General features: G+C 57.6%; 23 protein-coding genes and 1 tRNA gene. 13 read left to right on the top strand and 11 right to left on the bottom strand.

Features of this window, described 5'->3' with window-relative positions; all coding sequences use genetic code 11:
* Positions 1–47: 47 nt before the first annotated feature.
* The 3 genes from G7069_RS09760 to cysS all read right to left on the bottom strand — a co-directional run bounded on the left by G7069_RS09760 (position 48) and on the right by cysS (position 3,096).
* Positions 48–1,226, bottom strand: coding sequence for an MFS transporter (locus G7069_RS09760; RefSeq protein ID WP_166297711.1), 1,179 nt, complete (start codon positions 1,224–1,226; stop codon positions 48–50).
* A gap of 68 nt (positions 1,227–1,294) precedes the next feature.
* Positions 1,295–1,726, bottom strand: a complete 432-nt coding sequence (locus tag G7069_RS09755) for a SufE family protein (protein WP_166297058.1) — start codon at positions 1,724–1,726, stop codon at positions 1,295–1,297.
* Positions 1,726–3,096, bottom strand: a complete 1,371-nt coding sequence (gene cysS / locus G7069_RS09750; protein WP_166297056.1) for a cysteine--tRNA ligase — start codon at positions 3,094–3,096, stop codon at positions 1,726–1,728. The genes G7069_RS09755 and cysS overlap by 1 nt, the downstream gene beginning before the upstream one ends.
* A 120-nt stretch (positions 3,097–3,216) precedes the next feature.
* Here cysS and G7069_RS09745 point away from each other — a divergent pair, with 120 nt between their 5' ends.
* From G7069_RS09745 to hisIE, 9 genes are read left to right on the top strand one after another with little or no spacing between them, the layout of a single operon-like run.
* A complete protein-coding gene (locus G7069_RS09745; RefSeq protein ID WP_166297054.1) occupies positions 3,217–3,531 on the top strand; it encodes a YerC/YecD family TrpR-related protein in 315 nt (104 codons plus the stop codon).
* Between the two features lie 10 nt (positions 3,532–3,541).
* A complete protein-coding gene (hisG, locus tag G7069_RS09740) occupies positions 3,542–4,447 on the top strand; it encodes an ATP phosphoribosyltransferase (protein WP_166297052.1) in 906 nt (301 codons plus the stop codon).
* Positions 4,444–5,742: a histidinol dehydrogenase gene (gene hisD, locus G7069_RS09735; protein WP_166297050.1), complete on the top strand. Its 1,299-nt coding sequence runs from the start codon at positions 4,444–4,446 to the stop codon at positions 5,740–5,742. The genes hisG and hisD overlap by 4 nt, the downstream gene beginning before the upstream one ends.
* Entirely contained in the window at positions 5,739–6,821 is a 1,083-nt protein-coding gene (gene hisC / locus G7069_RS09730) for a histidinol-phosphate transaminase (RefSeq protein ID WP_166297048.1), read from the top strand. Before hisD ends, hisC begins: the two co-directional genes overlap by 4 nt.
* The gene (hisB, locus tag G7069_RS09725) at positions 6,818–7,900 is read left to right on the top strand and encodes a bifunctional histidinol-phosphatase/imidazoleglycerol-phosphate dehydratase HisB (RefSeq protein WP_166297046.1); all 1,083 of its coding nucleotides are present in this window, start codon (positions 6,818–6,820) and stop codon (positions 7,898–7,900) included. The genes hisC and hisB overlap by 4 nt, the downstream gene beginning before the upstream one ends.
* Positions 7,897–8,511: an imidazole glycerol phosphate synthase subunit HisH gene (hisH, locus tag G7069_RS09720; RefSeq protein ID WP_166297044.1), complete on the top strand. Its 615-nt coding sequence runs from the start codon at positions 7,897–7,899 to the stop codon at positions 8,509–8,511. Before hisB ends, hisH begins: the two co-directional genes overlap by 4 nt.
* On the top strand, positions 8,508–9,248 hold the full coding sequence (gene hisA / locus G7069_RS09715) for a 1-(5-phosphoribosyl)-5-[(5-phosphoribosylamino)methylideneamino]imidazole-4-carboxamide isomerase (RefSeq protein ID WP_166297041.1): 741 nt from the start codon (positions 8,508–8,510) through the stop codon (positions 9,246–9,248). The genes hisH and hisA overlap by 4 nt, the downstream gene beginning before the upstream one ends.
* Positions 9,242–10,015 carry an imidazole glycerol phosphate synthase subunit HisF gene (gene hisF / locus G7069_RS09710; protein WP_166297039.1) on the top strand — a complete coding sequence of 258 codons (774 nt, stop codon included), beginning with the start codon at positions 9,242–9,244 and terminating at the stop codon, positions 10,013–10,015. The genes hisA and hisF overlap by 7 nt, the downstream gene beginning before the upstream one ends.
* Positions 10,016–10,073: 58 nt before the next feature.
* Positions 10,074–10,628 carry a bifunctional phosphoribosyl-AMP cyclohydrolase/phosphoribosyl-ATP diphosphatase HisIE gene (gene hisIE, locus G7069_RS09705; RefSeq protein WP_240912674.1) on the top strand — a complete coding sequence of 185 codons (555 nt, stop codon included), beginning with the start codon at positions 10,074–10,076 and terminating at the stop codon, positions 10,626–10,628.
* Positions 10,629–10,746: 118 nt separating this feature from the next.
* Here hisIE and G7069_RS09700 read toward each other — a convergent pair.
* Positions 10,747–10,823 (bottom strand) — tRNA-Pro (locus G7069_RS09700).
* 54 nt (positions 10,824–10,877) lie between these two features.
* Between G7069_RS09700 and hisS the strand changes: the two genes are divergently transcribed.
* Genes hisS through G7069_RS09685 form a run of 3 tightly spaced genes read left to right on the top strand, consistent with a single transcriptional unit; the run spans position 10,878 to position 15,743 of the window.
* Positions 10,878–12,272, top strand: coding sequence for a histidine--tRNA ligase (hisS, locus tag G7069_RS09695; protein WP_343162587.1), 1,395 nt, complete (start codon positions 10,878–10,880; stop codon positions 12,270–12,272).
* Positions 12,269–14,122, top strand: coding sequence for an aromatic amino acid ammonia-lyase (locus tag G7069_RS09690; protein ID WP_240912575.1), 1,854 nt, complete (start codon positions 12,269–12,271; stop codon positions 14,120–14,122). The genes hisS and G7069_RS09690 overlap by 4 nt, the downstream gene beginning before the upstream one ends.
* Before the next feature lie 31 nt (positions 14,123–14,153).
* Positions 14,154–15,743 carry a calcineurin-like phosphoesterase family protein gene (locus G7069_RS09685; protein ID WP_166297037.1) on the top strand — a complete coding sequence of 530 codons (1,590 nt, stop codon included), beginning with the start codon at positions 14,154–14,156 and terminating at the stop codon, positions 15,741–15,743.
* On the opposite strand, the gene mtnC is transcribed toward G7069_RS09685, so the two are convergent.
* The 4 genes from mtnC to G7069_RS09665 form a co-directional block, all read right to left on the bottom strand.
* A complete protein-coding gene (mtnC, locus tag G7069_RS09680) occupies positions 15,744–16,439 on the bottom strand; it encodes an acireductone synthase (protein ID WP_166297035.1) in 696 nt (231 codons plus the stop codon). It abuts the gene before it with no gap.
* A complete protein-coding gene (locus G7069_RS09675; protein WP_166297033.1) occupies positions 16,436–16,996 on the bottom strand; it encodes an acireductone dioxygenase in 561 nt (186 codons plus the stop codon). The genes mtnC and G7069_RS09675 overlap by 4 nt, the downstream gene beginning before the upstream one ends.
* Positions 16,993–17,631, bottom strand: coding sequence for a methylthioribulose 1-phosphate dehydratase (locus tag G7069_RS09670; RefSeq protein WP_166297031.1), 639 nt, complete (start codon positions 17,629–17,631; stop codon positions 16,993–16,995). Before G7069_RS09670 ends, G7069_RS09675 begins: the two co-directional genes overlap by 4 nt.
* Positions 17,632–17,739: 108 nt before the next feature.
* The gene (locus G7069_RS09665; protein ID WP_166297029.1) at positions 17,740–19,284 is read right to left on the bottom strand and encodes an amino acid permease; all 1,545 of its coding nucleotides are present in this window, start codon (positions 19,282–19,284) and stop codon (positions 17,740–17,742) included.
* 120 nt (positions 19,285–19,404) lie between these two features.
* Here G7069_RS09665 and G7069_RS09660 point away from each other — a divergent pair, with 120 nt between their 5' ends.
* Positions 19,405–19,962: an NUDIX hydrolase gene (locus G7069_RS09660; protein WP_166297027.1), complete on the top strand. Its 558-nt coding sequence runs from the start codon at positions 19,405–19,407 to the stop codon at positions 19,960–19,962.
* A gap of 52 nt (positions 19,963–20,014) precedes the next feature.
* On the opposite strand, the gene yeiP is transcribed toward G7069_RS09660, so the two are convergent.
* Genes yeiP through G7069_RS09645 form a run of 3 tightly spaced genes read right to left on the bottom strand, consistent with a single transcriptional unit; the run spans position 20,015 to position 23,973 of the window.
* Positions 20,015–20,581: an elongation factor P-like protein YeiP gene (yeiP, locus tag G7069_RS09655; protein ID WP_166297025.1), complete on the bottom strand. Its 567-nt coding sequence runs from the start codon at positions 20,579–20,581 to the stop codon at positions 20,015–20,017.
* 7 nt (positions 20,582–20,588) lie between these two features.
* Positions 20,589–21,359, bottom strand: a complete 771-nt coding sequence (locus tag G7069_RS09650; protein WP_166297023.1) for an SDR family NAD(P)-dependent oxidoreductase — start codon at positions 21,357–21,359, stop codon at positions 20,589–20,591.
* Positions 21,360–21,417: 58 nt separating this feature from the next.
* A complete protein-coding gene (locus tag G7069_RS09645; RefSeq protein WP_166297021.1) occupies positions 21,418–23,973 on the bottom strand; it encodes an EAL domain-containing protein in 2,556 nt (851 codons plus the stop codon).
* Positions 23,974–24,047 lie beyond the last annotated feature (74 nt).

Here is a 24,047-nt window from a genome sequence, read left to right as displayed (position 1 = left end):
TCGAACGGGGATTCCCTGTCCGTCTCGCGGACAGGGAATTCAGATGTTTAGTGCAATTCCCGCATATTGAGTTTGCGCAAGCGCGGCGCCAATGTAGCCGTCGCAGTCACAATGCCAATCGTGACAAAGCCGCCGAGCACCACGGCGGGCACCAGTCCCAGCAACTTGGCCATTGAGCCCGCATAGAACGCACCCAGTTCATTCGAACTGCTGATAAACACACTATTCACCGATGACACGCGCCCGCGCATGTCGTCCGGCGTCGCAAGTTGCAACACGGTCGAGCGCAAGATCACTGACACGCCGTCGAACATGCCCGAAATCAACAAAAACACAATGGACAGCCAAAGGACTTTGCTGAGTCCGAAACCGATCATGCAGGCGCCAAACCCCGCCACGGCAAACAGCATGATTTTGCCGGCGTTTTTATCCAAGGGATGACGCGACAGCCATAGCGCGACGCAGACCGAACCCAAGGCGGGCGCGCCGCGCAACATGCCCAAAGCTTCCGGACCTGCATTCAACACGTCTTTGATAAAGGCAGGTGCGAGTGAAATCGCGCCGCCAAACAAAACGGCAAACATGTCGAGTGCCAAAGCAGCCAACAAGATCTGATGTCCGAATACGAATTTCAGACCTTCACCGATGCTTTGAAACACTGGTCCACGATTTTGCGTTTGCACAGGCTCGGTCACTTTCATGACCGCAAGCGCAAAAATCGCTAATACGACGAATACGGTTGACGTGGCGTAAGCGGTGGCTTTTCCAAAATGCCCAACAATCAAACCGCCAATGGCCGGGCCGAGCACGAGACCGAGTTGAAAAATCACGCTGCCCAAGCTTGCGCCTTTGGGAAATTGTGCGCGCGTCAGCACGCGTCCAAACAATGCGTTGTAAATCGGGCCCAGAAAGGCGCGGCCCACGCCACCCACCATCACGGCCGCATAAATCGGCCAGGTGCCATTAAAAGAAATATGTCCGCTAGCGATGAATGTGAGGACGATGGCATTGATGCCAAGCAGGGTGCTCGCCGCCATACCGAGTTTGCGACGCGGCAGTGTGTCGACCAGATGTCCCGCAAACGGTGCGACGCAAAAAAACGGAATCACTTCCGCCAATCCGATCAAACCCAATTGCCATGGATCACGCGTCAGGCTGTAGATATGCCAGCCGACTGTCACCGCCACGATTTGATAGGAAAGCATCGTGGCGATGCGGTACACCATCAACCATCGGAAGCCGGTGACCGTAAAAGGCGAGGGTGCGGGCGCGATTTCAGCCGAAATCGTGTCGCTCACTGGGCGTCGCTCGCGCGGTCTTGAATGAACTGTAGTAATGCAGCGTGTCCATTGGAGCGGGTCGGCGAAAGATGGCGTTCCAGTCCGATGGTACGAACGTAATCTGGCGTTGTTGCAAGAATCTCGTCAGGTGCGCGGCCGGAATACACACGCAGGGCAAGAAAAATCAGACCTGCGACGATGGTTGAATCACTGGCGGCATCAAAATACAGACGGCCATCCTCAAGGCGATGCGTTATCCATACATTGGATTGGCAGCCATGCAAGCGATAGGTTTCTGTCTTGAACGCGTCGTCCAGCGGTGGCAGTTTTTTGCCGAGGTCGATCAAATATTGATAGCGCTCGGACCAATCGCTGAACAAAGTGAATTCGTCGGTGATTGCCGCTTGCGCTTCTTGCGTGGACGCTTCCATCGGGAAAAGTGACATTAGGCTTTCCTGGTCCAGCGCACACCTTGTGGTGTGTCTTCCAATTGAATGCCTAAGCCATCGAGCTGTGCACGCAGTGCATCGGCCTTCGCAAAGTCGCGGTTCTGTTTGGCTTCAGTGCGCGCATCCACCAAGGCTTGAATGCTTGCATCTTCGTCTTCAGTCGCGCCACGCGAGAACCAAGTGTCGGGCTCTTGTTGCAGTAGGCGCAGCGCAAGACCTGCGCCGAGTAGTTCGGACTTCAAGCGCACTTTGTCTTCCATTGAAGTGGCTTTGCGCGCATCCGCCGCAATGCGTGCGATCTCTGCGAGCGCAGCGGGCGTATTCAAATCGTCATTCAAGGCCGCTTCGATGCTGTCTGGAATCACTGCCTGTGCCTCAATGCCGTCGAGCTCGCGCAGGGTGCCGTAAAGGCGATCCAGCGTCCGAATGCTTTGATCAACAAGCCGGTCAGACCATTCAAGCGGTTGACGGTAATGTGCCGACAGCAATGCCAAGCGCAGGGCTTCCGGCGGATGCTTCTGAATGAGTTCGTGCACGCGCTCGATATTGCCGACGGACTTACTCATCTTGGCGCCGTCGAAATTGAGCATGCCGTTGTGCAACCACCAGCGCGCAAACACTTTGCCGCCGTGGGCGCACTCGCTTTGCGCGATTTCATTTTCGTGATGTGGAAACTGCAAATCCACGCCGCCTGCATGGATGTCGATCGTTTCGCCTAAGTGTTTGGCGGCCATGGCTGAGCATTCGATGTGCCAGCCGGGGCGACCGCGGCCCCAAGGCGAGGTCCAGCCGGGCAAGTCGTCGGTCGAAGGCTTCCACAGGACAAAATCGCCCGGGTCGCGTTTGTAGGGCGCAACTTCCACCCGTGCGCCTGCGCGCATGTCTTCAATATCGCGCCGTGACAGCTTGCCGTAGTCAGCAAACGCGTTCACGGAAAACAGCACATGGCCTTCGGCGGCGTAGGCATGACCGTTCTCGATCAGCGTTTCGATCATGGCGATCATCTCGGCGATGTGCGCGGTTGCCGCTGGTGCAATGTCCGGGGCCTGCACACCGAGCGCTGACATGTCTTCCACATACGCATGGGCGTATTTGTCTGTAATGACACTGATCGGCACGCCGGCTTCTTTGGCCGCCGCGTTGATCTTGTCGTCGACGTCCGTAATGTTGCGCGCGTACTTCAAGGCCTTGTAGCGGCGGCGCAGGAGGGCGGCGAGCACATCGAAAACGACGGGGCCGCGCGCATTGCCGATATGGACGTAGTTGTAGACCGTGGGCCCGCAGAGATACAGGGTCGGGCAATCGGGGTCCGCGGGTGCGAAGGGTTCCAGTGTCCGGCTCAGGCTGTTGTAAAGATGCAGGCTCATAAACGGCTCGTAGGGTAAGCCCACAGTTTAACGGGCGGGAAAACCAAATAGGACTTGACGGCTGCAATCCTGTGCCCATAGTATGTTAATGTATTAACGTGTTAACACATTGAGTCAAGTATGAAAATCCGGCCCTATAGCCCCACGAAGCGTGAATCCGACACAGACTTTCATTCGCTCGCGCGTGCACTCGCGGCACTCGACGATCCGAAAAAGGTCGCTGCATTCCTGCGCGACCTCTGTACGCCGGCCGAACTTGAATCGATGTGTGACCGATGGAAGGTCGTGCCGCAGATTGCCTCCGGTGAGCCGTACCGCGCGATTCATGACAAAACCGGCGTCAGTGTCACGACGATCGGTCGCGTTGCGCGCACCTTGGAGCAGGGCGCAGGTGGTTACGCCGCGGCACTCGCAACACAAACACCTTCCCCTTGAGATGTTCAACATGAACCCAAAGCCCGCGCCAATGCGCCGCGATCGCTTGCGCATTGCAATCCAAAAGAATGGTCGTCTGAGTGAGCCGGCGCGTGCCTTGCTCAGCGCATGTGGACTGGTGTGGCGCGAGCGTCCAGACAAACTGTTTTGCTACGGCGAAAACGTACCTGTTGATCTGCTATTGGTACGCGACGACGACATTCCCGGCCTGATTCACAGTGGGCTGTGCGATTTAGGCATTGTCGGCCGCAACGTGTTGGCCGAACACGCAGGTCAAATGGGGCAGGCCGCAAATTTCAGCGAATGGCGCGCGCTTGCTTTCGGCGGTTGCAAGCTCTCGTTGGCGATCCCGAACGACTGGACATGGCAAGGCGTTGCGCAACTAAGCGGCATGCGCATCGCTACTTCTTATCCGGCGTTGACACGCGCTTGGTTGCAACAGCAATCGGTGGACGCGGAAGTCGTTGTCCTTTCGGGTTCAGTCGAAATTGCGCCGCGTCTTGGGCAAGCAGACCTGATCTGCGACCTCGTTTCAAGTGGGGCAACGCTTGCAGCAAATCAGCTCAAGCCCGTGTGTGATGTGCTTCAAAGCGAAGCTGTGCTTGCCGGACCCGTGGCCGAACTCGATCCGGATCTCAATGAGATTGCGCAGGTGTTGTTGCAGCGACTCGACGGCGTACTGCGCATACGCGACAGCAAACTGTTGATCTTTCAAACCACGCGTGAGGCGGCGGCCGATGTGTTGAAGCTGTTGCCGAACTCCGAGCCACCGACAAGTTATTCCGTCGATGGCGGCGAACTGTTGGCGATGCAGGCGCTGTGTCATGGCTTGGTCAGCTGGCAGCAATTGGAAGCCTTGAAACGTGCGGGTGCACGCGGGTTGATGGTGCTACCCGTTGAAAGGATGTTGGCGTGAGGCGTATCCATTGGAATGAAGCCGATACGACGCTTCGTACGCAACTCCTCGCGCGTCCTGCGCGCACCATTGCTTTGGAAACAAGCGTTCGCGTGAGCGAAATCATTGCCGAAGTCGCGACGCACGGCGATCGCGCGCTTCGCACGCTGACGGAACAGTTCGACAAGGTGTCTCTCGATCATTTTGAGGTGGACGAGGCGGAGCGCCAAGCCGCGTTTGATGTACTTCAGCCCGATCTGCTTTCAGCCATCAAAGAAGCGGCTGCGCGCATCGAATGCTTTCACCGTGCAGGGATGCCCTTACCCTATGCGGTCGACACGACACAAGGCGTGCGCTGTGAACGCGTGTTGCGGCCAATTACTACGGTGGGTCTTTATGTCCCGGCAGGGAGTGCGCCCCTGCCGTCGACGGCATTGATGCTGTCCATCCCAGCGATGCTGGCCGGCTGCGAAGAAGTCGTACTGTGCACGCCGCCACGACCCGACGGGCGAGCAGATCCGGCCGTGGTGGTGGCCGCGCACTTTGCACCGAATGTTCGGATATTCAAACTAGGCGGCGCACAGGCCATCGCTGCAATGAGTCTTGGGACGGAAACCGTACCGCGGTGCGATAAGGTTTTCGGTCCTGGTAATGCGTATGTAGACGAAGCCAAGCGACAGGTTGCTCAGCGTCAGGGTGGGCCTGCAATAGATATGCCCGCCGGCCCGTCGGAAGTGTTGGTCATCGCAGACGCCGGCGCGAATGCGGCCTATGTGGCTGCAGACCTGTTGTCACAGGCGGAGCATGGACCTGATTCGCAAGTGATTCTGCTGAGCGACGACGATGCACTGCTTGAAGCAGCCGCGCTGGAAGTCGAGCGACAGATCGCGACGCTCCCGCGTGCGGCGATTGCGCGTCTTGCCTTGGCGCATGCGCGTTTTATTCGCGTCGCGGACATTGCAGAAGCGATTGCCGTCAGCAATGACTACGCGCCTGAGCATTTGATCTTGAGCGTACGCGAACCCGAGCAATGGCTGTCATCCGTACAGAATGCCGGTACGGTCTTCATGGGCGATTGGACACCTGAATCGTTGGGCGACTATTGCACCGGTAGCAACCACGTTTTGCCGACGGGTGGCGCGGCGCGCGCATGGAGTGGGTTGTCAGTCTCGAGCTTTATGAAGGCCTTGACGGTACAGACGGCGAGTCGTTCGGGGCTTGGCACGATTGGCCCGTGTGCGGCACGTTTGGCGGAAGCAGAAGGCCTCGATGCGCATGCGCGCGCAGTGCAAATTCGATTGGCGGCAAGCGCATGAGCACGGCGGAGATATTGCTGCGCGAGGACCTCCGTGCTTTTGGCGGCTATCGCTCTGCACGCAGCGATGTGTTGGATGGCGATATTTGGCTCAACGCCAATGAATCTCCATCGGCGTCCTTAAGTGATTCAAGCGGAACACTCCGTCGATATCCTGATCCGCAACCAAGCGCACTCCGCGAAGCGCTTTCTGAACTCTATGGCGTTGCGCCAACGCAACTTTTGTTGACGCGCGGAAGCGACGAAGGGATCGATCTACTTGTTCGTACATTTTGCGCGCCGGGTCAGGGTGCGGTTGTCATAGCGCCGCCGGTATTTGGTATGTATGCGGTGGTCGCAAAGCTCCAAGGTGCGCGTGTCATTGAAGTGCCCGCATTGGATACGCCCGAAGGTTGGCGAAGCGATCTTGATGCGATGGCCACGGCAGCCCTGAGCAACGATGCCCCCCTCGTTTTTATCTGCAACCCGGGTAATCCAAGCGGTGAGTGCATCGCCTTGGAAGACATTGCGAAGCTCGCAACGCGCTTAGCGAGTAAGGCCTTGGTCGTGGTCGATGCTGCGTATGCGGAGTTTGCAGACGAGGATGCATGCGTGTCGCTCGTCGATACCTATGACAACCTTGTTCTGCTGCGCACACTGTCCAAGGCGCACGCACTTGCGGGTGCGCGCATTGGCAGCGTGATTGCCGCACCGACGTTGATCGGCATGCTCAAACGTAGCCAAGCGCCGTATCCCCTTGCACAGCCAGCGGTACAGGCAGCATTGGACGCACTTACGACGCGGGTGTTAGCCGCGACGCGTGATGCGGTCTTGGTCGTTCGGCAGCAGCGGACGCGTTTGCGAGATGCGTTGTTGCGTTTTCCATGTGTGCGGCGCGTCTATCCCTCACACGGAAACTTTCTACTCGTGCGTTTTGAAGATGCGGAGTCCGTGTTGGCATGCCTGCTTGGCGCGGGTGTCATCGTGCGCGATATGCGCGCAACGCCCGGTCTGGAAGATGCGCTGCGGATTAGCATTGGGACAGCCGAACAAATCGATTGTGTGATTTCTGCGCTCACGCAGCCGAGGGTGCAGGCATGACGTCGCCAGTACCTGTCCTGTTCGTGGATCGTGATGGCACCTTGATTGCCGAACCGGACGATTTTCAAATCGATGCGTTTGAGAAGCTGCGCTTTGTCGATGGTGTCATTCCTGCGCTCTTGCGCTTACAAGCTGCCGGTTGGCAATTTGTGATCGTGACGAATCAAGACGGTCTGGGCACGAACGCATTTCCGCGCGCAGCGTTTGACGGCCCGCATCACTTGATGCTGCACATATTCGAAAGCCAAGGCATCCGCTTTCGCGAAGTCCTCATCGATGCGAGCTACGCGCACGAAAAGTCGGCAAGTCGCAAGCCGGAAATAGGCATGGTGGTTCACCTATTGAAGGACCGCTCGATCGACTGGTCGCGGAGCGCAATGGTGGGTGACCGTGACACCGATATGCAGTTCGCGGACAACCTGGGCATCAGTGGTTTCAAGTTGCGTTCGCCGCAGTTCGGTGAAGGCACAGATTGGGCCGACATCGCACACACATTGGTCACGGCACCGCGTCGCGCCCAAGTGATCCGGAGCACGAAAGAAACACACATCGTTGTCGACATTGATTTGGATGCTGTTGCGGCGCCGCAGATCGCGAGCGGTATTGGCTTCTTCGATCACATGTTGGCGCAACTCGGTACACATGGCGGCTTTGCCTTGTCGCTGCGCTGTGAGGGCGACTTGGATGTCGATGAACATCACACCGTTGAAGATTGCGCACTCGCCTTGGGTCAAGCACTTCGCGAAGCACTCGGCGATAAGCGCGGGATCCATCGCTATGGTTTCACCCTGCCCATGGACGAAGCGCTGGCCACGGCGGCATTGGATTTTTCGGGGCGCGCATTCTTTGTGTTCGACGGCACTTTCTCGCGAGACAGCGTGGGTGGGCTGCCGACGGAACTCATCGCGCACTTCTTTCGTTCGCTCTGTGATGCGGCAGGTATGAATCTCAACTTGCGCGTCACCGGCGAAAACGATCACCACAAGATTGAGGCGTGCTTCAAGGCCGTCGCACGCGCCTTACGTCAGGCCATTCGACGCGAAGGTTTTGACCTGCCAAGCACCAAGGGTCTCTTGTGAGCGCTGAATCTTCGGATGTCCTCATCATTGATTCGGGCGGTGCCAATATCGGGTCTATCGTCTATGCGTTTGAACGTTTGGGCGTAAGCGCGAACTTGAGTGATGACATCACTCAAATTGAAAGCGCGGCGCGTGTCATCTTGCCGGGCGTAGGTGCTGCGCGTCCCGCGATGCAACAGTTGCACGCGCGTGGGCTTGTGGACGTGATTCGGCGTCTGACCCAACCCGTACTTGGGATCTGCCTGGGTATGCAACTGCTGTTTGAGTCATCCGAGGAAGGGGACGTTGAATGCCTGGGACTCATTCCCGGTCGCGTCCGCGCGATGCGTGCTGCGCCCGACGCGCGCGTGCCGCATATGGGCTGGAATACTTTGGAAGTGCGTACGGACGCGCCCTTACTTGCCGGGATTGAGCAAGACGCACGCGCCTATTTTGTGCATAGCTATTCGGCACCTGTGAATCGCTTTACGCTGGCCGAGAGCACGCATGCCGATGCATTTGCGGCAGTTGTGCGTTGTGAAAATTTCCACGGCGTCCAGTTCCATCCAGAACGTTCGGGCGATCTCGGTGCGCGCCTGCTCAAAAACTTTGTTTCGATGTCCGCGGCATGACGGTCTTTACGCCGTATCCCGCGATTGACGTACGCGATGGCCGTGTCGTCCGCTTGCGTCAAGGGGACTATTCAAATGAAACGCGCTATCCGAGTGAGCCGCTTGCCCTTGCGCAGGACTATGCGCGGGCGGGGGCAGATTGGTTGCACCTGGTGGATCTCGATGCGGCGCGTGCCGGCGGCTATACGCTCACGCAGCTATTGGCAAACATCAAGCAGCACACCGCGCTCCGCGTGCAAACCGGCGGCGGCATTCGTTCCGACGATGAGATACAGCGCCTGTTTGACGCAGGTGCGGACCGCGTTGTTGTTGGATCACTTGCGGTGCGTGATCCGGATCGTGTGGCCATTTGGCTGCGCCGCTTTGGGGTGGAGCGCATCGTGATTGCACTTGATACGCGATGCGACAGTGGTGGCATTTGGCGGCTGCCCATCAACGGCTGGACTGAGAACAGCGGCATCGAATTGGACAGCTTGTTGGATCGACATGCACAGGCAGGCATCCGTCATCTGCTGTGCACCGACATCCATCGCGACGGCATGCTCGGCGGGCCCAACGTCGACCTCTATGCGCGCTTGGCCCGCGATTGGCCACAGCTCGCCGTTCAAGCGTCGGGTGGTGTGCATCAACTCTCGGATATCGGCGCCTTACGCGAAGCGGGTTGCGCGGGTGTCGTGCTTGGCAAAGCTTTGCTCGATGGCCTCATGGATTTGAACGACGTGGTGCGCGCATGTTGAGTCGACGCATCATTCCGTGTTTGGATGTCCGCGATGGTCGGGTTGTGAAAGGTGTGCGTTTTCGCGATCACGTGGATATGGGCGATATCGTTGAATTAGCGACACGCTACCGCGACCAAGGCGCAGATGAACTTGTGTTCTACGATATCGCCGCAAGCCCCGAGAATCGCAGTGCGGACGCCGATTGGGTCGCGCGTGTGGCGCGCATCATTGATATTCCTTTTTGTGTCGCGGGCGGCATACGCACGTTGGCGGATGCACGCAGGCTCCTCAATGCAGGGGCCGACAAAATATCGGTGAATTCGCCCGCACTTGCGCGCCCGGCCTTCATATCCGAACTCGCAGAAACGTTCGGTGTGCAGTGTGTGGTTGTCGGGATCGATAGCCTGCGGGATGACGATGGCGAATGGCGGGTCCGGCAGTTCAGCGGAGACCCTGCGCGCATGAGAGCGCTCGAGCGGCCCACCTTAAGTTGGATCGAAGAAGTCCAGCACTTGGGCGCGGGTGAGATCGTCCTGAATTGCATGGGTAGCGACGGCATGCGCAATGGTTTCGACATTCAACAACTGCGTGCGGCGCGTGCGGCGTGCGCCGTTCCGCTGGTGGCATCCGGCGGCGCGGGCACGATCGCGCATTTCGTAGACGTCTTTCGAGATGCCGACGTGGATGCTGCGCTGGCGGCCAGCGTGTTTCATACAGGCGCCATTGAGATACCACTGCTCAAACAGCGACTCCACGAAGAAACGATTGAGGTGCGGCGTGTCTGAGGAATTCGTTCAAGTGTCTGGCATCGACGCGCTTGCCTGGGAGAAGCAGGGTGGCCTCATGCCCGCGATCGTGCAGGACGTCGACAGTTTGCGCGTTCTGATGCTGGGCTACATGTCGCGTGAGTCACTGAAGGTCACCCTGGAGCGCGACCAGGTGACGTTTTTCAGTCGTAGTAAGCAACGTTTGTGGACCAAAGGCGAAATCAGCGGTCACGTGCTCGATCTTGTGTCTATTCAGGCGGACTGCGACAACGACAGTCTGCTCGTTCTCGTCAGGCCGCGGGGTCCGACCTGCCACACGGGCGAGCCCAGTTGCTTTGCGAACGCGCCAACGGACGTTGTCGCTGAGTTGGACGCGCTGATCTCGCAACGCAAGACCTGCACCTCGGATGCGAGTTACACGCGCAGCCTGTTTGATGCGGGGGTGATTCGGATTGCGCAAAAGGTGGGCGAAGAGGGCGTGGAAGCCGCTTTGGCCGGGGTCGCGGCGGATGATTTATCGCTGTGCGGCGAGGCGGCCGACCTGACCTACCATCTTTTAGTGCTTTTGCAGGCGCGCGGGCTCACTTGGCAGGACGTTCGCGAAACGCTGAGTCAACGTGGAAAAGCTTAGAGGGGCCTGAGGGCGCTTGTCAGGGCCAGAATTGACCCGCCTTTAAACACGCTGGGCGGCATTCGCCAGAAACGAAAAAACCGGCTTTAGGCCGGTTTTCGCGCAAAACTTGCGTTTTTGGTCGGGGAGACAGGATTCGAACCTACGACCTCTACGTCCCGAACGTAGCGCTCTACCAGACTGAGCTACACCCCGATGTGAGCCGATCATTCTAAAGTGGGTTCTGAGTTGGCGCAAGCGGCATTTACAATGAGTGTTTTGCAGCCGGAACTCGACATGATCAAACCGCGCACCGCCTCGGGCACTTTGGAGTTATTGCCCAGGGAACAAGTCGTTTTTCAGCGCATGTTGGATGTGGTGCGCGACACCTATGCGTCCTTTGGCTTCTTGCCGTTAGAGACACCGGTCTTCGAACTCTCCGAAGTGTTGTTGACCAAGAGCGGTGGCGAGACCGAGCGTCAGGTGTACTTCGTGCAATCCACCGGGGCACTGGAAAAAAATGAACCGGGCCTCCCGGAACTGGCATTGCGCTTCGATCTCACGGTGCCATTGGCGCGTTATGTCGCCGAGCATGAGCACGATCTGGCGTTTCCCTTCCGCCGTTATCAAATGCAACGCGTCTATCGCGGCGAGCGTGCGCAGAAGGGTCGCTTCCGCGAGTTCTATCAATGCGACATCGATGTCATTGGTAAGGACAGTTTGAGCACACGGTATGACGCGGAAATTCCGGCGGTCATCAATGCGGTGTTCGAGCGTATGCAGATCGGCGAGTTCACCATTCAATTCAATCACCGCAAATTGCTTCGCGGCTTCTTCGAGACTTTGGGTATCGAAGGCGCGAAACAAGATGAAGTCTTGCGTGAAATCGATAAGCTCGATAAGCGCGGCGAAGACGCTGTGCGTGACACTTTGACCGGCGAAGCCTTCAATCTGTCCGCTGAAACTGCGGGTCGCTTGTTGGCGTTTTCGCGCGTGCGCTCGACCTCGCATGACGACGCCCTTGCCAAACTGGACGCACTGGGCGAGGGCACAGACTTGTTCAATGAAGGTCGCAGCGCGCTGCGGGAAACCCTTGAGCAGTTGAAGTTCTTGGGCGTGCCCGAATCACGCTATGCCTTGAATCTGTCGATCGCACGTGGTCTGGATTACTACACCGGCATCGTCTACGAGACGACCTTGAACGCGCATCCCGGTATCGGTTCGATTTGTTCCGGTGGACGGTATGACAACTTGGCCAGCAGCTACACGAAATCCAAACTGCCAGGCGTCGGCATTTCGATTGGCTTGTCGCGCTTGTATTGGCAGTTGCGTGAAGCCGGTATCGTTTCGGCGGGTGAGTCCGGCGTCGATGTTTTGGTCGCGCTGATGGACGAAGCGGATTTGGAAGACGCGCTCGGTCTGTCGCAGGCGCTGCGTTCGCAAGGTTTGAATGTCGAAACGCAACTCGAAGCGCGCAAATTGGCCAAGCAGTTTCAATATGCGGACAAGTTGGGCATTCCGTATGTCGTCATGCGCGGCGGCAGTGAGCGCGAAAACAATCAAGTCACAATCAAACATTTGAAGACCGGTGAGCAAGTGGTGTTGCCCTATGCAGGCGTGCAAGATGCGGCCGCTGTTCTTCAACATCTAAAGGGTGATGCATGATGCACACAGTTGTTCTGGACGGTGTTTCACTAGACCGCGCTGATTTGCTGAAGATTGCAGAGGGTGCACAGGTCGCATTGGCCGATTCGGCGATTGCACACGTACGCAAAGCCGCAGATTTCCTCGACACACAAGTCGTCCGTGGTGAACCGATTTACGGTATCTCCACAGGGTTCGGCAGTAATGCAGACAAGTTGCTTGGCGCGCACTCGGTGCGTGCATCGCGCGCGGATGTGCAACCGATGATCGAACTGCAAGAGAACTTGATCGTGACGCATGCGGTCTGTGTCGGCGAACCGTTTGAAGCGGATGTTGTGCGTGCGATGTTGGCAATCCGCATCAACACCTTGTTGCGTGGCCATTCCGGTATTCGTGTCCAAACCTTGGAAGCCTTGACCGCACTACTGAACGCGGGTGTCGTGCCCGTCGTGCCGAAGCTGGGTTCCGTGGGCGCTTCGGGCGATCTTGCACCGCTGTCGCATTTGGCGATCGTGTTGTTAGGGCAGGGCGAAGCCTTCTTCAACGGCGAACGCATGGCCGGCGGCGAAGCACTGAAGCGTGCGGGCCTTGCACCTGTGCAACTCCAGCACAAGGAAGGACTTGCACTGAACAACGGTACTGCGCAGATGCTTGCGACCGGCGTTCTGGCTGTCGCGCGATTGGAGCGCTTGCTAGACGTCGCAGACAGTGCCGCTGCAATGACACTCGAAGGCTTTGCCGGTCGCACCGGCGCGTTTGCAGAGGAAGTGCACGCTCTGCGTCCACATCCGGGTCAAGTTCACGTGGCCGCGCAACTGCGCGAGCTCTTGAAAGATTCTCGTTTGGCAGATGTGCCGTATCACTTGGTGCCAAAGTTCAAAACCTGGCAAGCAGGTCGTTGGCCAACCCCGGCACTGGACGAACACACCTTCGATATCCAGTGGGAATGGGTGCCCACCTCAGAACGCCATGGGCGCGAGAAGTTCTATACGCGCTTCATGCCTTTCCGTGGTGGCAAGAAGCATCAACCGCAAGACAGTTATTCGCTCCGCTGCGTGCCGCAGGTGCATGGCGCGGTGCGCGATGCGGTCGCGCATGCGGCACGCGTCCTCGAAATTGAATTGAACGCCGTGACTGACAACCCGCTGGTGTTCCCGGACTCCAACGCGAGCCATGTGGATGCACAGGTGATTTCAGCAGGCCACTTCCACGGCATGCCGTTGGCCTTGGCGATGAGCGCGGTGAAAGCTGCGATTCCAGTGCTGGCGTCGATCAGCGAACGTCGTTTGAACAAGTTGGTGGATCCCGCGACCAATGACGGCTTGCCTGCGTTCTTGATCGGCAACGAAGATGGCACCGAGTCCGGCATGATGATCGTGCAATACACGGCCGCGGCGATCGTCAATGACCTGACCTCACGTGCGATGCCGGCGAGCGTCTATTCCATTCCGACAAGTGCAAATGCCGAAGACCATGTGTCAATGGGCGCGAATGAAGCGCGCCACGTCTTAGCCATGACAAATGATCTCGCCAAAGTGCTCGGCTTGGAAATTTTGGTCGCGGCGCAGGCCATCGATTTGCGCGTTGAAATGCTGGAAGCCGCACGCACTTTGGCACAGCAAACCGAAGGTGCTGCGTTTGCCAAGCATGCATGCCCAAGCGTCCACGCTGCTGACGCCGACTTTATCCAAGAGATTGAAGCCCTGCGCGTTGATTTGGCGAAGCGCCCGCCCTTTGCGCCGTCGCCGAAGGTGGCTGAAGTGCTGGCGCAGTTCAGAACCTTGGTGCCTTACATGAAGCGCGACATGGCACTTGACCAAGTGGTCGCTCGCGCGACGCGATGGGCAGAAAATGGGATGTCTGTGAATTGATGTGAGGTGTAAGGCGATGGGTTCACGTGCGATGCAAACTCTCTGCGCGGCGATCGTGTTGGTATGCGCCGCACCGCTTGCGGCAGCCGAGTCAATGCACGGGCGCGTCTTTGCAGATGCAAACGGCAATGGCATTCAAGAAGCACGTGAGAAGGGCATCGCGCACGTGGTCGTGTCGAATGGCCGCGACATCGTACTGACCGATACGCAAGGCGCGTATGTGATTCCGGTTGAAACGGGGCAGGTGGTCTTTGCCGTCAAGCCAGCGGGCTTCGCGGCGCGCCGGGGTGTCAATGGCATGCCTGCGTTCTGGCAGGCCTATCAACCCACCCGCGAATCAGGATTGAAATTTGGCGGACTCGATCTTCAGAGCAGCTTGCGTTTTGATATTGGATTCGTGCCCGATGTGAAGCCTGTCTCGGGTCCGAGCCGGGTCTTGGTGTTTGCCGATCCGCAAACCAAGAATGCGGCAGATGTGGGCTACTACCGAGATGACGTCGTCGCCGACGTCAAGCAATTGCAAAAACGTCAAAAGTCGAACTTCTTGTTTGGCACCAGCCTCGGCGACATCGTGAACGATGACTTGTCACTGTATCCGTCGATGAATGCCATCACGGCAAGCATGGGTGTGCCGTGGCTGCACATTCCAGGAAATCACGATATCGATATGGATGCGTCGAGCGATTTGCACGCATTGGACACATTCCGAAACACGTATGGGCCCGATACGTTCGCGTGGAACGAGCGCGACTTCACCTATATCGGCCTCGACGATGTGATTTGGACAGGCGCGCCTTCATCTGGCTATACCGGCGGGTTCCGACAAGATCAGCTGGCCTTCCTGCGCGCGTATTTGGCAACGCTTCCGGATGACCGAATGCTGATCTTGGGCATGCATATTCCCTTGTTTGAAGCAGAGGGCCGCGACTCCTTTCGCGACGCAGATCGCCAAGCCTTATTCGATCTGCTCGCCCGTTTCAAACATGTGCTCGTATTGAGTGCGCACAACCACACGCAGCAACACGTATTTCACGACCGTAGCTCAGGCTGGCAAGGGTCGACGCCCTTGCACGAATACAACGTGGGTGCCGTATGCGGCGCATTTTGGTCCGGCGTCAAAGATGCGCAGGGCATTCCTGATACGACCATGGCAGACGGCACACCCAATGGTTGGGCCACGCTTGAGATCCAACGTGACGGGCGTTATTCACTTGTGTGGCACGCCGCGCGCGATGCGGCGCAGCCGGCGATGCACTTAAGCGCGCCTCACGCGTTGCGACGGGGCGCTTACCCGGCTTGGGGGCTGTACGTGAACGCGTATATGGTTGCGCCCGGCGCGAAAGTCGAGTTCAAAGTAGACGACGGTGCTTGGAAGACCATGCAGCGTGTGCGTCGACCCGATCCGAATTTGCTGGCTGAGAATGCACGCGATGATGCCGCTCTCAGCTTGCGCGCTTACGACCGATCGCCAGAGGCGCAGAACGTTGAACACTTGTGGCGGGGTGCCTTGCCTACGCAGTTGGCGCTAGGCACGCACACCGTGACCGTGCGGTATGCAGACATCAATGGTGCCATGCAAAGCGCACAGCGCACCTACGAGTTGCAGGACGCAGCGCCTTGATCAGGTCAGTGCAATGTCGGCGAATGAAGTGACACGCGCATGCCCGTTAGCCGCGCTGTCGCTGCGCGGTTCGGGATAGTCTTCCAAACGATCCAAAAGCACCGTATGCATGCCCGCTTCACGTGCAGCATTCAATTCTTCGACGACGTCAGACAAGAAGTAGATCGTGTCGGGTGTGCGATCAAGTGTGTCTGCAATCAAACGATAGCTGTCCGCGACGCGCTTATGACCGACCTCGGTGTCGAAGTAGTTGCAGAACAAAGGCGTCAAGTCGCCGGCCTGGGTGTGCGAAAACAGAAGTTTCTGCGCAGGCACTGAGCCCGATGAATACACCGCGATCGGAATGCCGCGCGCATGCCAGTCCTGCAACGCGGGCGCGACATCCGGATAGATGTCTGCTTTGAAGTCACCTTCGCGATAGCCTGCCGCCCAAATCATGCCTTGCAGTGCTTTCAGTGCCGTGTGTTTACGATCTTCATCGATCCAACCTTGCAGCGTCTCGGCAATCATGGCGTCTTGGCAGATGCCGCCGCATTCCGCCGCCACTTGATCCAACAAGGGACGCACATGCGGATCATGTCCGTTACGCGCAACAAAGTCGGGGAGTGCCTGTCGCGCGTATGGAAACAGAACGTCTTTTACAAAAGAGATCGACGAGGTCGTGCCTTCGATGTCGGTGAGGACCAGCGGTTTCATACGTATTCCAAAGGTGCGTCGTAACGGGGGAACCGTTGCGCGATATCGGTGCCGGTGAAGTAGCCGACCCAGCCGTCGGCTGCGGTAAAGAAGCGAATCGCCACGAAATGCGGTGCCGGTCCCATGTCGAACCAGTGCGTGACGCCATCGGGCACAGAAATCAAATCGCCTTTCGTGCACACCACTTCATACACATGGTCGTCCACATGTAGGACGAACTGCCCGGAACCGTCCACAAAGAAACGGACTTCATCTTCCTTGTGGGCGTGCTCGTCCAAGAATTTCGCGCGCATTTCATCGCGATTCGGATGGTCTGGCGCAATGCTGACCACGTCGATGCTCTTGAACCCGTGTGCGTGAACCAAACGATCAATCTCTGTGCGATAGGCGTCCATCACCGCTTCGGGTGAGTCGCCTGCACGCACCGCTTTGTCAGCGGTCCATTGCGCGAAATCGACATGGATCTCTTTCAAACGTCGAGCGATCTCGTCTTGTGATGTTGTTTCGAACAACACCGAGGTTGGATCCGTCTCTTTGAAAATGCGAAGGCGACTCATCGGTTCACCTCGCGCATCTTGAGTTCGCAGGCGAGTAGAAATTCGAAGGCTTCCAGATGGCGTCGCGCTTCGTGCATGTCGCGACCCCACGCATACAAGCCATGACCATCGATGAGATAGCCCCACATAGGGCCTTCTTCCAGACGCGCTTCGACCTGCTTGGCGAGCACTGTCATGTCTTGCGTATTGGCGAACACCGGCACATCCATGATGTCGTCATGGGTTGTATTGCCTTGAAAGGCTTTCTGCAACTCATAACCCTCAAACCGAATCTTGCCCGCAGAAGCAAACAAGCGTGATGCCACGGTTTGCGTGATGGAATGCGTATGCAAGACACAGCCGACTTCGTTAAACCGTTTGTAGAGCTGTGTATGCAATAGCGTTTCCGCCGACGGACGCAACTGATTGCCAACCGCTGCGCCATCGAAGTCCACGACCATGATGTCGGCTTCGGTGAGCTTGGATTTGTTTCTGCCCGACACGGTAATCGCCGCGTGCTTGTCATCCAGGCGCATGGAGAAATTGCTACTGGTGGCCGGTGTCCAGCCTGCATGGCCTAGCTCACGGATATTGGTGATGAGTTCGACGGCGAGATGACGGAGGTGTTGCGAATCGTAGGGGAGGGTGTCGTTCATGGCTTTAGTTTAATCAAGCGCATGTGACTGGGGGCCGAGTAGGCATCAAGCGCATAAAAAAGAGCCCGGTTGCCCGGGCTCCTCTTCTATCTCAGTGTCCTGCCTGAATTAGGCTTGCGGACCTTCATGGAACGGCGGTTCCGGATCGATCTTCGGGCCGCCTTCAGGACCGGTGATGCCGCGCGCCATGTCGCTATGGCGATAGCCATACACGGCATAGACGATCAGACCAATCACAGCCCAGCCGACGAACATGCCGATGGTGTAAACCGACAAGTTCAAGAACAGCAGCAAGCAGCCGAGGATGGCGAGCGGGCAAACGATCCATGCAAACGGCGTGCGGAACGGACGCTTGCGGCCCGGATCGCGCTTACGCAGGACCAACACACCCACGGCAACGGCCATGAATGCGAACAAGGTGCCGGAGTTCGAGATGTCCGCCAAGATGCCCACCGGGAACATGGCGGCGAACAATGCCACGAAGATACCGGTCAAAATCGTCACCACGTGCGGGGTGTGGAATTTCGGATGCACTTTCGACAGCACTTCCGGCAGCAAGCCATCACGCGACATGGTGAAGAAGATGCGCGTTTGGCCGTAGATCATCATCAAGATCACAGACGGCAGGGCCAATGCAGCGGCCAAACCGATCAGGTTGCCCCATTTGGCAAAGCCCATGACCTTCAAGACGTGTGCCAAAGGTTCTTTACTGCACACCAAGGCATTCGGATCGCCGGCAGCACAGGCCGCGGCCATTTCCGGTGTACCCGGATGGATTGCCATGCCTGCAGCATTCATCATCGGTTGCGCACCGATGGCGCCGACGGCACCGTAGCCGACCAGCATGTAGAAAATCGTACACACGAGCAGCGAGCCGATCAGACCGATCGGAATGTTGCGATTCGGGTTCTTGGTTTCTTCTGCTGCGGTCGACACGGCATCAAAGCCGACGTACGCAAAGAAGATGGAAGCCGCAGCACCCAACACGCCGACGCCACCCATCGGGCTACCCCAGCCGGTCGGGAAGAACGGTTGGAAGTTTGCGTCTTTCGCGCCAGGTACAGCGATAAAGATGAAAGCGGTCAAGGCAATGACCTTGATCAACACCAAGATGGCGTTGACCTTGGCCGACTTCGAGGTGCCGATGACCAACAAGAAGGTCACGACCAAAGCGATACCGAATGCGAGCACGTTGAATGCGCCGCCGTCCATCGGACCGGTTTTGAGTGCGGTAGGTAATTCCATGCCTGCACTGCTCAACAGGCCGTTCATGTAACCGGACCAGCCCACGGCAACCGCGCCTGCGGCGACGGCATATTCGAGAACCAAAGCCCAACCGACGACCCAAGCGAGCATTTCGCCCATCACGGCGTAGGTGTAGGTGTAAGCGGAACCGGAGACCGGCACCATCGAAGCCAATTCGGAGTAGGCGAGCGCCGCAAGTGCGCACACGATCGCCGCAATCACGAATGCCACCATCATGGCCGGACCTGCTTTCTGGCCTGCTTCAGCGGTCAGCACGAAGATACCGGTACCGATAATGGCGCCGATGCCGAGCATGGTGAGTTGGAACGCGCCGAGCTGACGCTTCAGCGACTTCTTCTCGGCAGTTTCTAGGATTTTGTCGAGCGGCTTGATTCGTTGAAACAACATTCGGTTCCCCAAAGAGACACGGTGGACATTCACCGAAACATAACCGTTATGTTGCCGCGGGCACAAGGGTTTTCTGTCCGATTGCTTGCAAAAAGAATTGACGCAGCGCAGCATTGGGGCATGGCGGACTCCAACACTTCGGCGTTACTTGCGGCATTTCCATTTGTGGACGATGCGGAAATTCGCGATTGGCGCGCCCAATTCATTGCGCTGGCGGAAGAGGGTGCTCAGGCCTATGCGCGATCACGCCTCGAGGGGCACTTCACGGGTTCTTCTTGGCTCGTCAGTGCGGACGGTTTGCGCGTGTTGTTGACCCATCACAAGAAATTGGATCGATGGTTGCAGCTCGGCGGCCATGCAGACGGTGATGCGGATTTGGCCGCGGTGGCTTTGAAAGAAGCGGAAGAAGAATCGGGTTTGTCGGACTTAAGTGTCGAACCTGAGATCTTTGACATCGACCTGCATTTCATTCCCGAACACAAGGGTGTGCCAGGGCATTGGCACTACGATGCGCGCTTTGTTGTGGTGGCAAATGGCGACGAGCGCTTTGCGGTCAGCGACGAATCGCATGCGCTGGCGTGGCGCGATATCGCGTCACTCGCAGCGGATGACAGCGCAGATACATCGCTGCGTCGAATGGCGCAACGCTGGCTAACACGTCGTCACGCAAGGCCATAAAAAAAGCCGACGTGAAACATGTCGGCTTTGGCGATCAATCGGGTAGTCGTGCTTAGTCTGCGCGGCCGCCAAACTCACCGGTGGTGGTGTTCACCCACACGCGTTCACCGTTGGCGATGTATTCCGGTACTTGGATTTCAAGGCCGGTCGACAAGCGTGCGGGTTTCGGACGCTTAGTGGCAGTGCCGCCTTTCAATTCCGGCGGCGTTTCGATTACTTCCAAGATGACCGATTGCGGCAATTGCAGGCCGACCGGTTGGTCGTCGATGACTTGCACATAGCAGCCTGACAAACCGTCCGTGATGTAACCCGCGTCGTCGCCGACGACGTCTGCGTCTAACGTGTACGGCGTGTAGTCTTCGTCGTCCATAAACACGAAGGCTTCGCCGTCTTTGTACGAGAACGTCGATTGACGACGCGCCAAGTCGACTTCGCGCAATTCGTCATCGCCACCCAAGCTCAAGTCGAGCTTGCTGCCACCCGGCACGCTATACATGGTGAAACGAAATTTGACGTTGCCACCGCGGCCTTGCGGCGAGCTTCGTTCGATGTCGCGGATTTGATAAACAGCACCGTTGTGTTCGACCACATTGCCTTTCTTAATGTCGTAAGCCTTCATGCCTTTCTCACTTGGGTGCAAGGCGCGTCGCGCCGTCGAGACGAATGGTTTCGCCGTTGATATAGGTATTGGTCAAAATGTACGCCGCGAGGTCGGCATATTCTTCCGGGCGACCCAAGCGCGAGGGGAACGGAATCGTCGCGGTCAGCGATTTTTGAACGTCTTCCGGCATGCCGTCCACCATCGGTGTCCAGAACACACCCGGCGCAATGGTGACGACGCGAATACCAAATCGTGCCAGTTCGCGTGCCATTGGCAAGGTCATGCCGACAACGCCGCCCTTGGACGCTGAATACGCCGCCTGACCAATTTGGCCTTCGTAGGCCGCAACCGATGCGGTGTTGATGATGACGCCGCGTTCGTTGTCGTCACTCGCGTCATTGTGTTGCATCAGATCGGCACAGGCTTTGGCAACGTTGAAGCTACCCACCAAGTTCACCATGACCGTCGTTTGAAACTGCGAGAGCGCCATCGGTCCGGTTTTGCCAAGCACGCGACCCGCACCCAAAATGCCGGCGCAGTTAATGCATGCATTCAAACCGCCCAAAAACGCTTGGCTCGCGGCCACATTCGCGACAACCTCCGCCTCATTGCTGACGTCGGTTTTGAAGAACTTTGCATTGGCTTCGCCCAGTTCGGCAACGGCGCTTTCGCCCTTCTCTGTATTGACGTCGAATAGAGCGACTTTGCCGCCATTCGCTACTAGATGCTTGGCGACTGCAAAGCCAAGGCCGGAGACACCGCCAGTGACAATGGCGCGCGCGGAATTGAGTTTCATGGGGTATCCACAAACGGGGAAACGCACATTTTAGGGCATTGACGGCCCGAGACCCCGCTTACTTTGCGCCGGTTTGCGCGCGCATATAGGTTAGGAACCGCTGCGGGCTCAGGGCATGGGAGAAGAAGAAGCCTTGACCCACAGGGACGCCCAGCTTGACCAGATAGCGGCGCTGCATATCGGTTTCCACGCCCTCGGCGATCATCGTCATGCGCAGGCCGCGCGCGATGCCTGCCACGGCCTCACAGACAGCAACGTCCGACGCATTGCCGGGCACACCTTTGATGAAGAGCTGCGACAGCTTCAACACGTGGATGGGGAGGCGCCGCAAATAGTTCAAGCCGCTATACCCTTCGCCGAAGTCGTCAATGGCCAAGGTCACCCCCAGCTTGTCGAGGTCGGAAAAGATGCGGGTGGTTTCCGGTGCGTCCTCGATCAAGACGCGCTCGGTGAACTCAAGCTCAAGGCTCTGCGGCGGCACCTTATGGCGTTCAAGCGCATCCATCACCGTGCCGACCAAATCGTCGGCGATAAATTGACGATACGACACATTCACAGCCACACGAATTTGCGGCAAGCCCGCATCCAACCACTCGCGAATTTGGCGGCAAGTTTCGTTTATCGCCCATGCGCCGAGGCGAACAATTTCGCCGGTACTCTCTGCACGGCCAATAAATACATCGGGGCGCATCGTGCCGAGCAAAGGATTGTTCCAACGCATCAACGCTTCGGCGCCAATCACGCGACCCGTATGTAGATCGAGCTGCGGCTGATACACGAGGTGCAGTTCTTTGTTCGACAGTGCACCGCGCATCAGTTGATCGAGTTGCAACTTCTCTCTTTGACTGCGCGCCAGATCTTCACTGTAGTGCTGCCAGCCGTTATTGCTTCGGCGTTTGCTTTCGTACATGGCGGCATCTGCTTGTTGCACCAGCTCAACGCCGATGACGCTGTCTGAAGGGGATTCAGCGATCCCGATGCTCGCGCTAATCGTGAATTCTTCTTCATCGATCTGAAAAGACTTGGCGAGCGTTGCAAGAATGCGCTCCGCCATTTCGATGTGTTGATCACCCTGCGTCTTGCAGACCACCAGGAATTCATCACCCCCCAAACGTGCGCATTCGCCCTGACCGGAGACAACCTCCTGCAAGCGTCGCGCCACTTGCACCAGCAGCTTGTCACCAACGCTGTGGCCCAATGCGTCATTGATGACCTTGAATCGATCAAGGTCGATATAAAGCACAGCCAACTCAGGATGTGTGCCCGCGAGATACGCGTTCAACTCATCGTGGATGGCATCGCGATTGAGCAGGCCGGTCAATGCATCGGTGCGCGCTTGGATGCGCAAACCGTGTTCGATGCTCTTATGTTCCGTGATGTCTTCGAAGGTGCCCGTCAGTCGATGCGGTGAAGGCTCGCGTGCATCCGTTTCGCCTTGCATGCGCACCCACACTTCACTGCCGTCTACACGCCAACCTCTCAATTCCAGAGTGAACGCAATATCGTCAACGGTCGGCGCACTCAATGCCATTGCGAGTCGCGTCGCATCCACCGGCTGCAGGCGCGCATAGAAGTTCGCGATATCGTCCATCGGCGTTTGAAAGCCGAAAATACGCAGGGCGCCACGACTGAGATGCAAATGCTCGGTGGTGCGATCCCATTCCCAACTGCCGACATTACTCAGCTGTTGAACGCGATCGAACATGGCGGAATCACGTTTCAAACTGGTGATGTCGGAAAAAATCGAGATCACTTGATTGGGACGATCTGCCATCGAGGTGAACTGCGGAATGGCGGTGACACGCAACCATCTAAAGCGGTTGTCGGAGAGTCGATAGAGGCCGATGATTTGGCTGCGTACGGCTTCGCCGGTCCGCAACGCAATTGATGCAGGGAGTTGATCGCGCGGCAATACGTTGCCATTTTCATCGACGATGATCCAAAACTCAGCAGTGAATGTCGCGTCAGGCGAATTGCCGGGCTCGAGATCAAGGATTTGCATCCCAGCACCGTTGACGCTCACAACCTCATGTTCCGCGTCGCTCACGACGATGCCTTGGTCGACCGAATCCACCAAGGTGTCGTAGCGGTGCTCCGCTTCAAATCGCGCAGAGAGATCCCGCGCCACCGCCAAAATGCAATCGCGTCCTTGCAACTCAACGCGCGCGGAGTGCACTTCCACCGGGAATCGCGTGCCATCGGATTTCCGGTTGGTGACTTGCACCACGTATGACTCACCGCGACCAATCGCATCCAAGACGGGTGAGAGATGATCGGGCGGCACCTCTGGATTCAAGATTGCGATATCGCGGCCAACGACTTCGTCCAAGGTCCGTCCATACAGGCGTTGACCAGATGCGTTGAAGTCGAGCACGGTGCCATCAAAGGCGATCAGGCTGACCGGGTCGGGCACGGCATCAAACAGAATCCGATACTCGCGTTGCGCGACCGTGTGCGCCACATGCGACTTAAGAATTTGATGATGTGCGCGCGAAAACAAGTAGCGGGAACCATTGTCCAGGCGACGATCGTTCGCGGCGCGCTCAAGCGAAGCCAGAAGTACGGCTAAACCGTCTTCTGATTTTGCATCCTGATCACTCTGGTGACCACTCATGCCTGTCCCCGGATTTGCTGGAGCCGCGTTTTCCCCCCGCGTCCATCAACCTTACGTCATGTCCGTCAGCAAGT

The organism is Lysobacter sp. HDW10 (assembly GCF_011300685.1).
In the GTDB taxonomy this organism is placed as follows: domain Bacteria; phylum Pseudomonadota; class Gammaproteobacteria; order Xanthomonadales; family Xanthomonadaceae; genus Solilutibacter.
The sequence above is the reverse complement of the archived record's forward strand: the minus strand, read 5'-3'. Positions and strand labels throughout refer to the sequence as shown.

What these genes read in the sequence shown, in the direction of transcription:
- cysS (WP_166297056.1), bottom strand. Translation starts at nt 3,096, where the DNA reads ATGAGCCTGCATCTTTACAACAGCCTGAGCCGGACACTGGAACCCTTC.
- hisG (WP_166297052.1), top strand. Translation starts at nt 3,542, where the DNA reads ATGAACCCAAAGCCCGCGCCAATGCGCCGCGATCGCTTGCGCATTGCA.
- G7069_RS09645 (WP_166297021.1), bottom strand. Translation starts at nt 23,973, where the DNA reads ATGAGTGGTCACCAGAGTGATCAGGATGCAAAATCAGAAGACGGTTTA.
- hisC (WP_166297048.1), top strand. Translation starts at nt 5,739, where the DNA reads ATGAGCACGGCGGAGATATTGCTGCGCGAGGACCTCCGTGCTTTTGGC.
- hisF (WP_166297039.1), top strand. Translation starts at nt 9,242, where the DNA reads ATGTTGAGTCGACGCATCATTCCGTGTTTGGATGTCCGCGATGGTCGG.
- G7069_RS09675 (WP_166297033.1), bottom strand. Translation starts at nt 16,996, where the DNA reads ATGAGTCGCCTTCGCATTTTCAAAGAGACGGATCCAACCTCGGTGTTG.
- hisS (WP_343162587.1), top strand. Translation starts at nt 10,878, where the DNA reads ATGAGTGTTTTGCAGCCGGAACTCGACATGATCAAACCGCGCACCGCC.
- G7069_RS09685 (WP_166297037.1), top strand. Translation starts at nt 14,154, where the DNA reads ATGCAAACTCTCTGCGCGGCGATCGTGTTGGTATGCGCCGCACCGCTT.
- G7069_RS09660 (WP_166297027.1), top strand. Translation starts at nt 19,405, where the DNA reads ATGGCGGACTCCAACACTTCGGCGTTACTTGCGGCATTTCCATTTGTG.
- G7069_RS09670 (WP_166297031.1), bottom strand. Translation starts at nt 17,631, where the DNA reads ATGAACGACACCCTCCCCTACGATTCGCAACACCTCCGTCATCTCGCC.
- hisB (WP_166297046.1), top strand. Translation starts at nt 6,818, where the DNA reads ATGACGTCGCCAGTACCTGTCCTGTTCGTGGATCGTGATGGCACCTTG.
- hisA (WP_166297041.1), top strand. Translation starts at nt 8,508, where the DNA reads ATGACGGTCTTTACGCCGTATCCCGCGATTGACGTACGCGATGGCCGT.
- G7069_RS09760 (WP_166297711.1), bottom strand. Translation starts at nt 1,226, where the DNA reads ATGGTGTACCGCATCGCCACGATGCTTTCCTATCAAATCGTGGCGGTG.
- G7069_RS09745 (WP_166297054.1), top strand. Translation starts at nt 3,217, where the DNA reads ATGAAAATCCGGCCCTATAGCCCCACGAAGCGTGAATCCGACACAGAC.
- mtnC (WP_166297035.1), bottom strand. Translation starts at nt 16,439, where the DNA reads ATGAAACCGCTGGTCCTCACCGACATCGAAGGCACGACCTCGTCGATC.
- G7069_RS09690 (WP_240912575.1), top strand. Translation starts at nt 12,269, where the DNA reads ATGATGCACACAGTTGTTCTGGACGGTGTTTCACTAGACCGCGCTGAT.
- G7069_RS09650 (WP_166297023.1), bottom strand. Translation starts at nt 21,359, where the DNA reads ATGAAACTCAATTCCGCGCGCGCCATTGTCACTGGCGGTGTCTCCGGC.
- hisIE (WP_240912674.1), top strand. Translation starts at nt 10,074, where the DNA reads ATGCCCGCGATCGTGCAGGACGTCGACAGTTTGCGCGTTCTGATGCTG.
- yeiP (WP_166297025.1), bottom strand. Translation starts at nt 20,581, where the DNA reads ATGAAGGCTTACGACATTAAGAAAGGCAATGTGGTCGAACACAACGGT.
- G7069_RS09665 (WP_166297029.1), bottom strand. Translation starts at nt 19,284, where the DNA reads ATGTTGTTTCAACGAATCAAGCCGCTCGACAAAATCCTAGAAACTGCC.
- G7069_RS09755 (WP_166297058.1), bottom strand. Translation starts at nt 1,726, where the DNA reads ATGTCACTTTTCCCGATGGAAGCGTCCACGCAAGAAGCGCAAGCGGCA.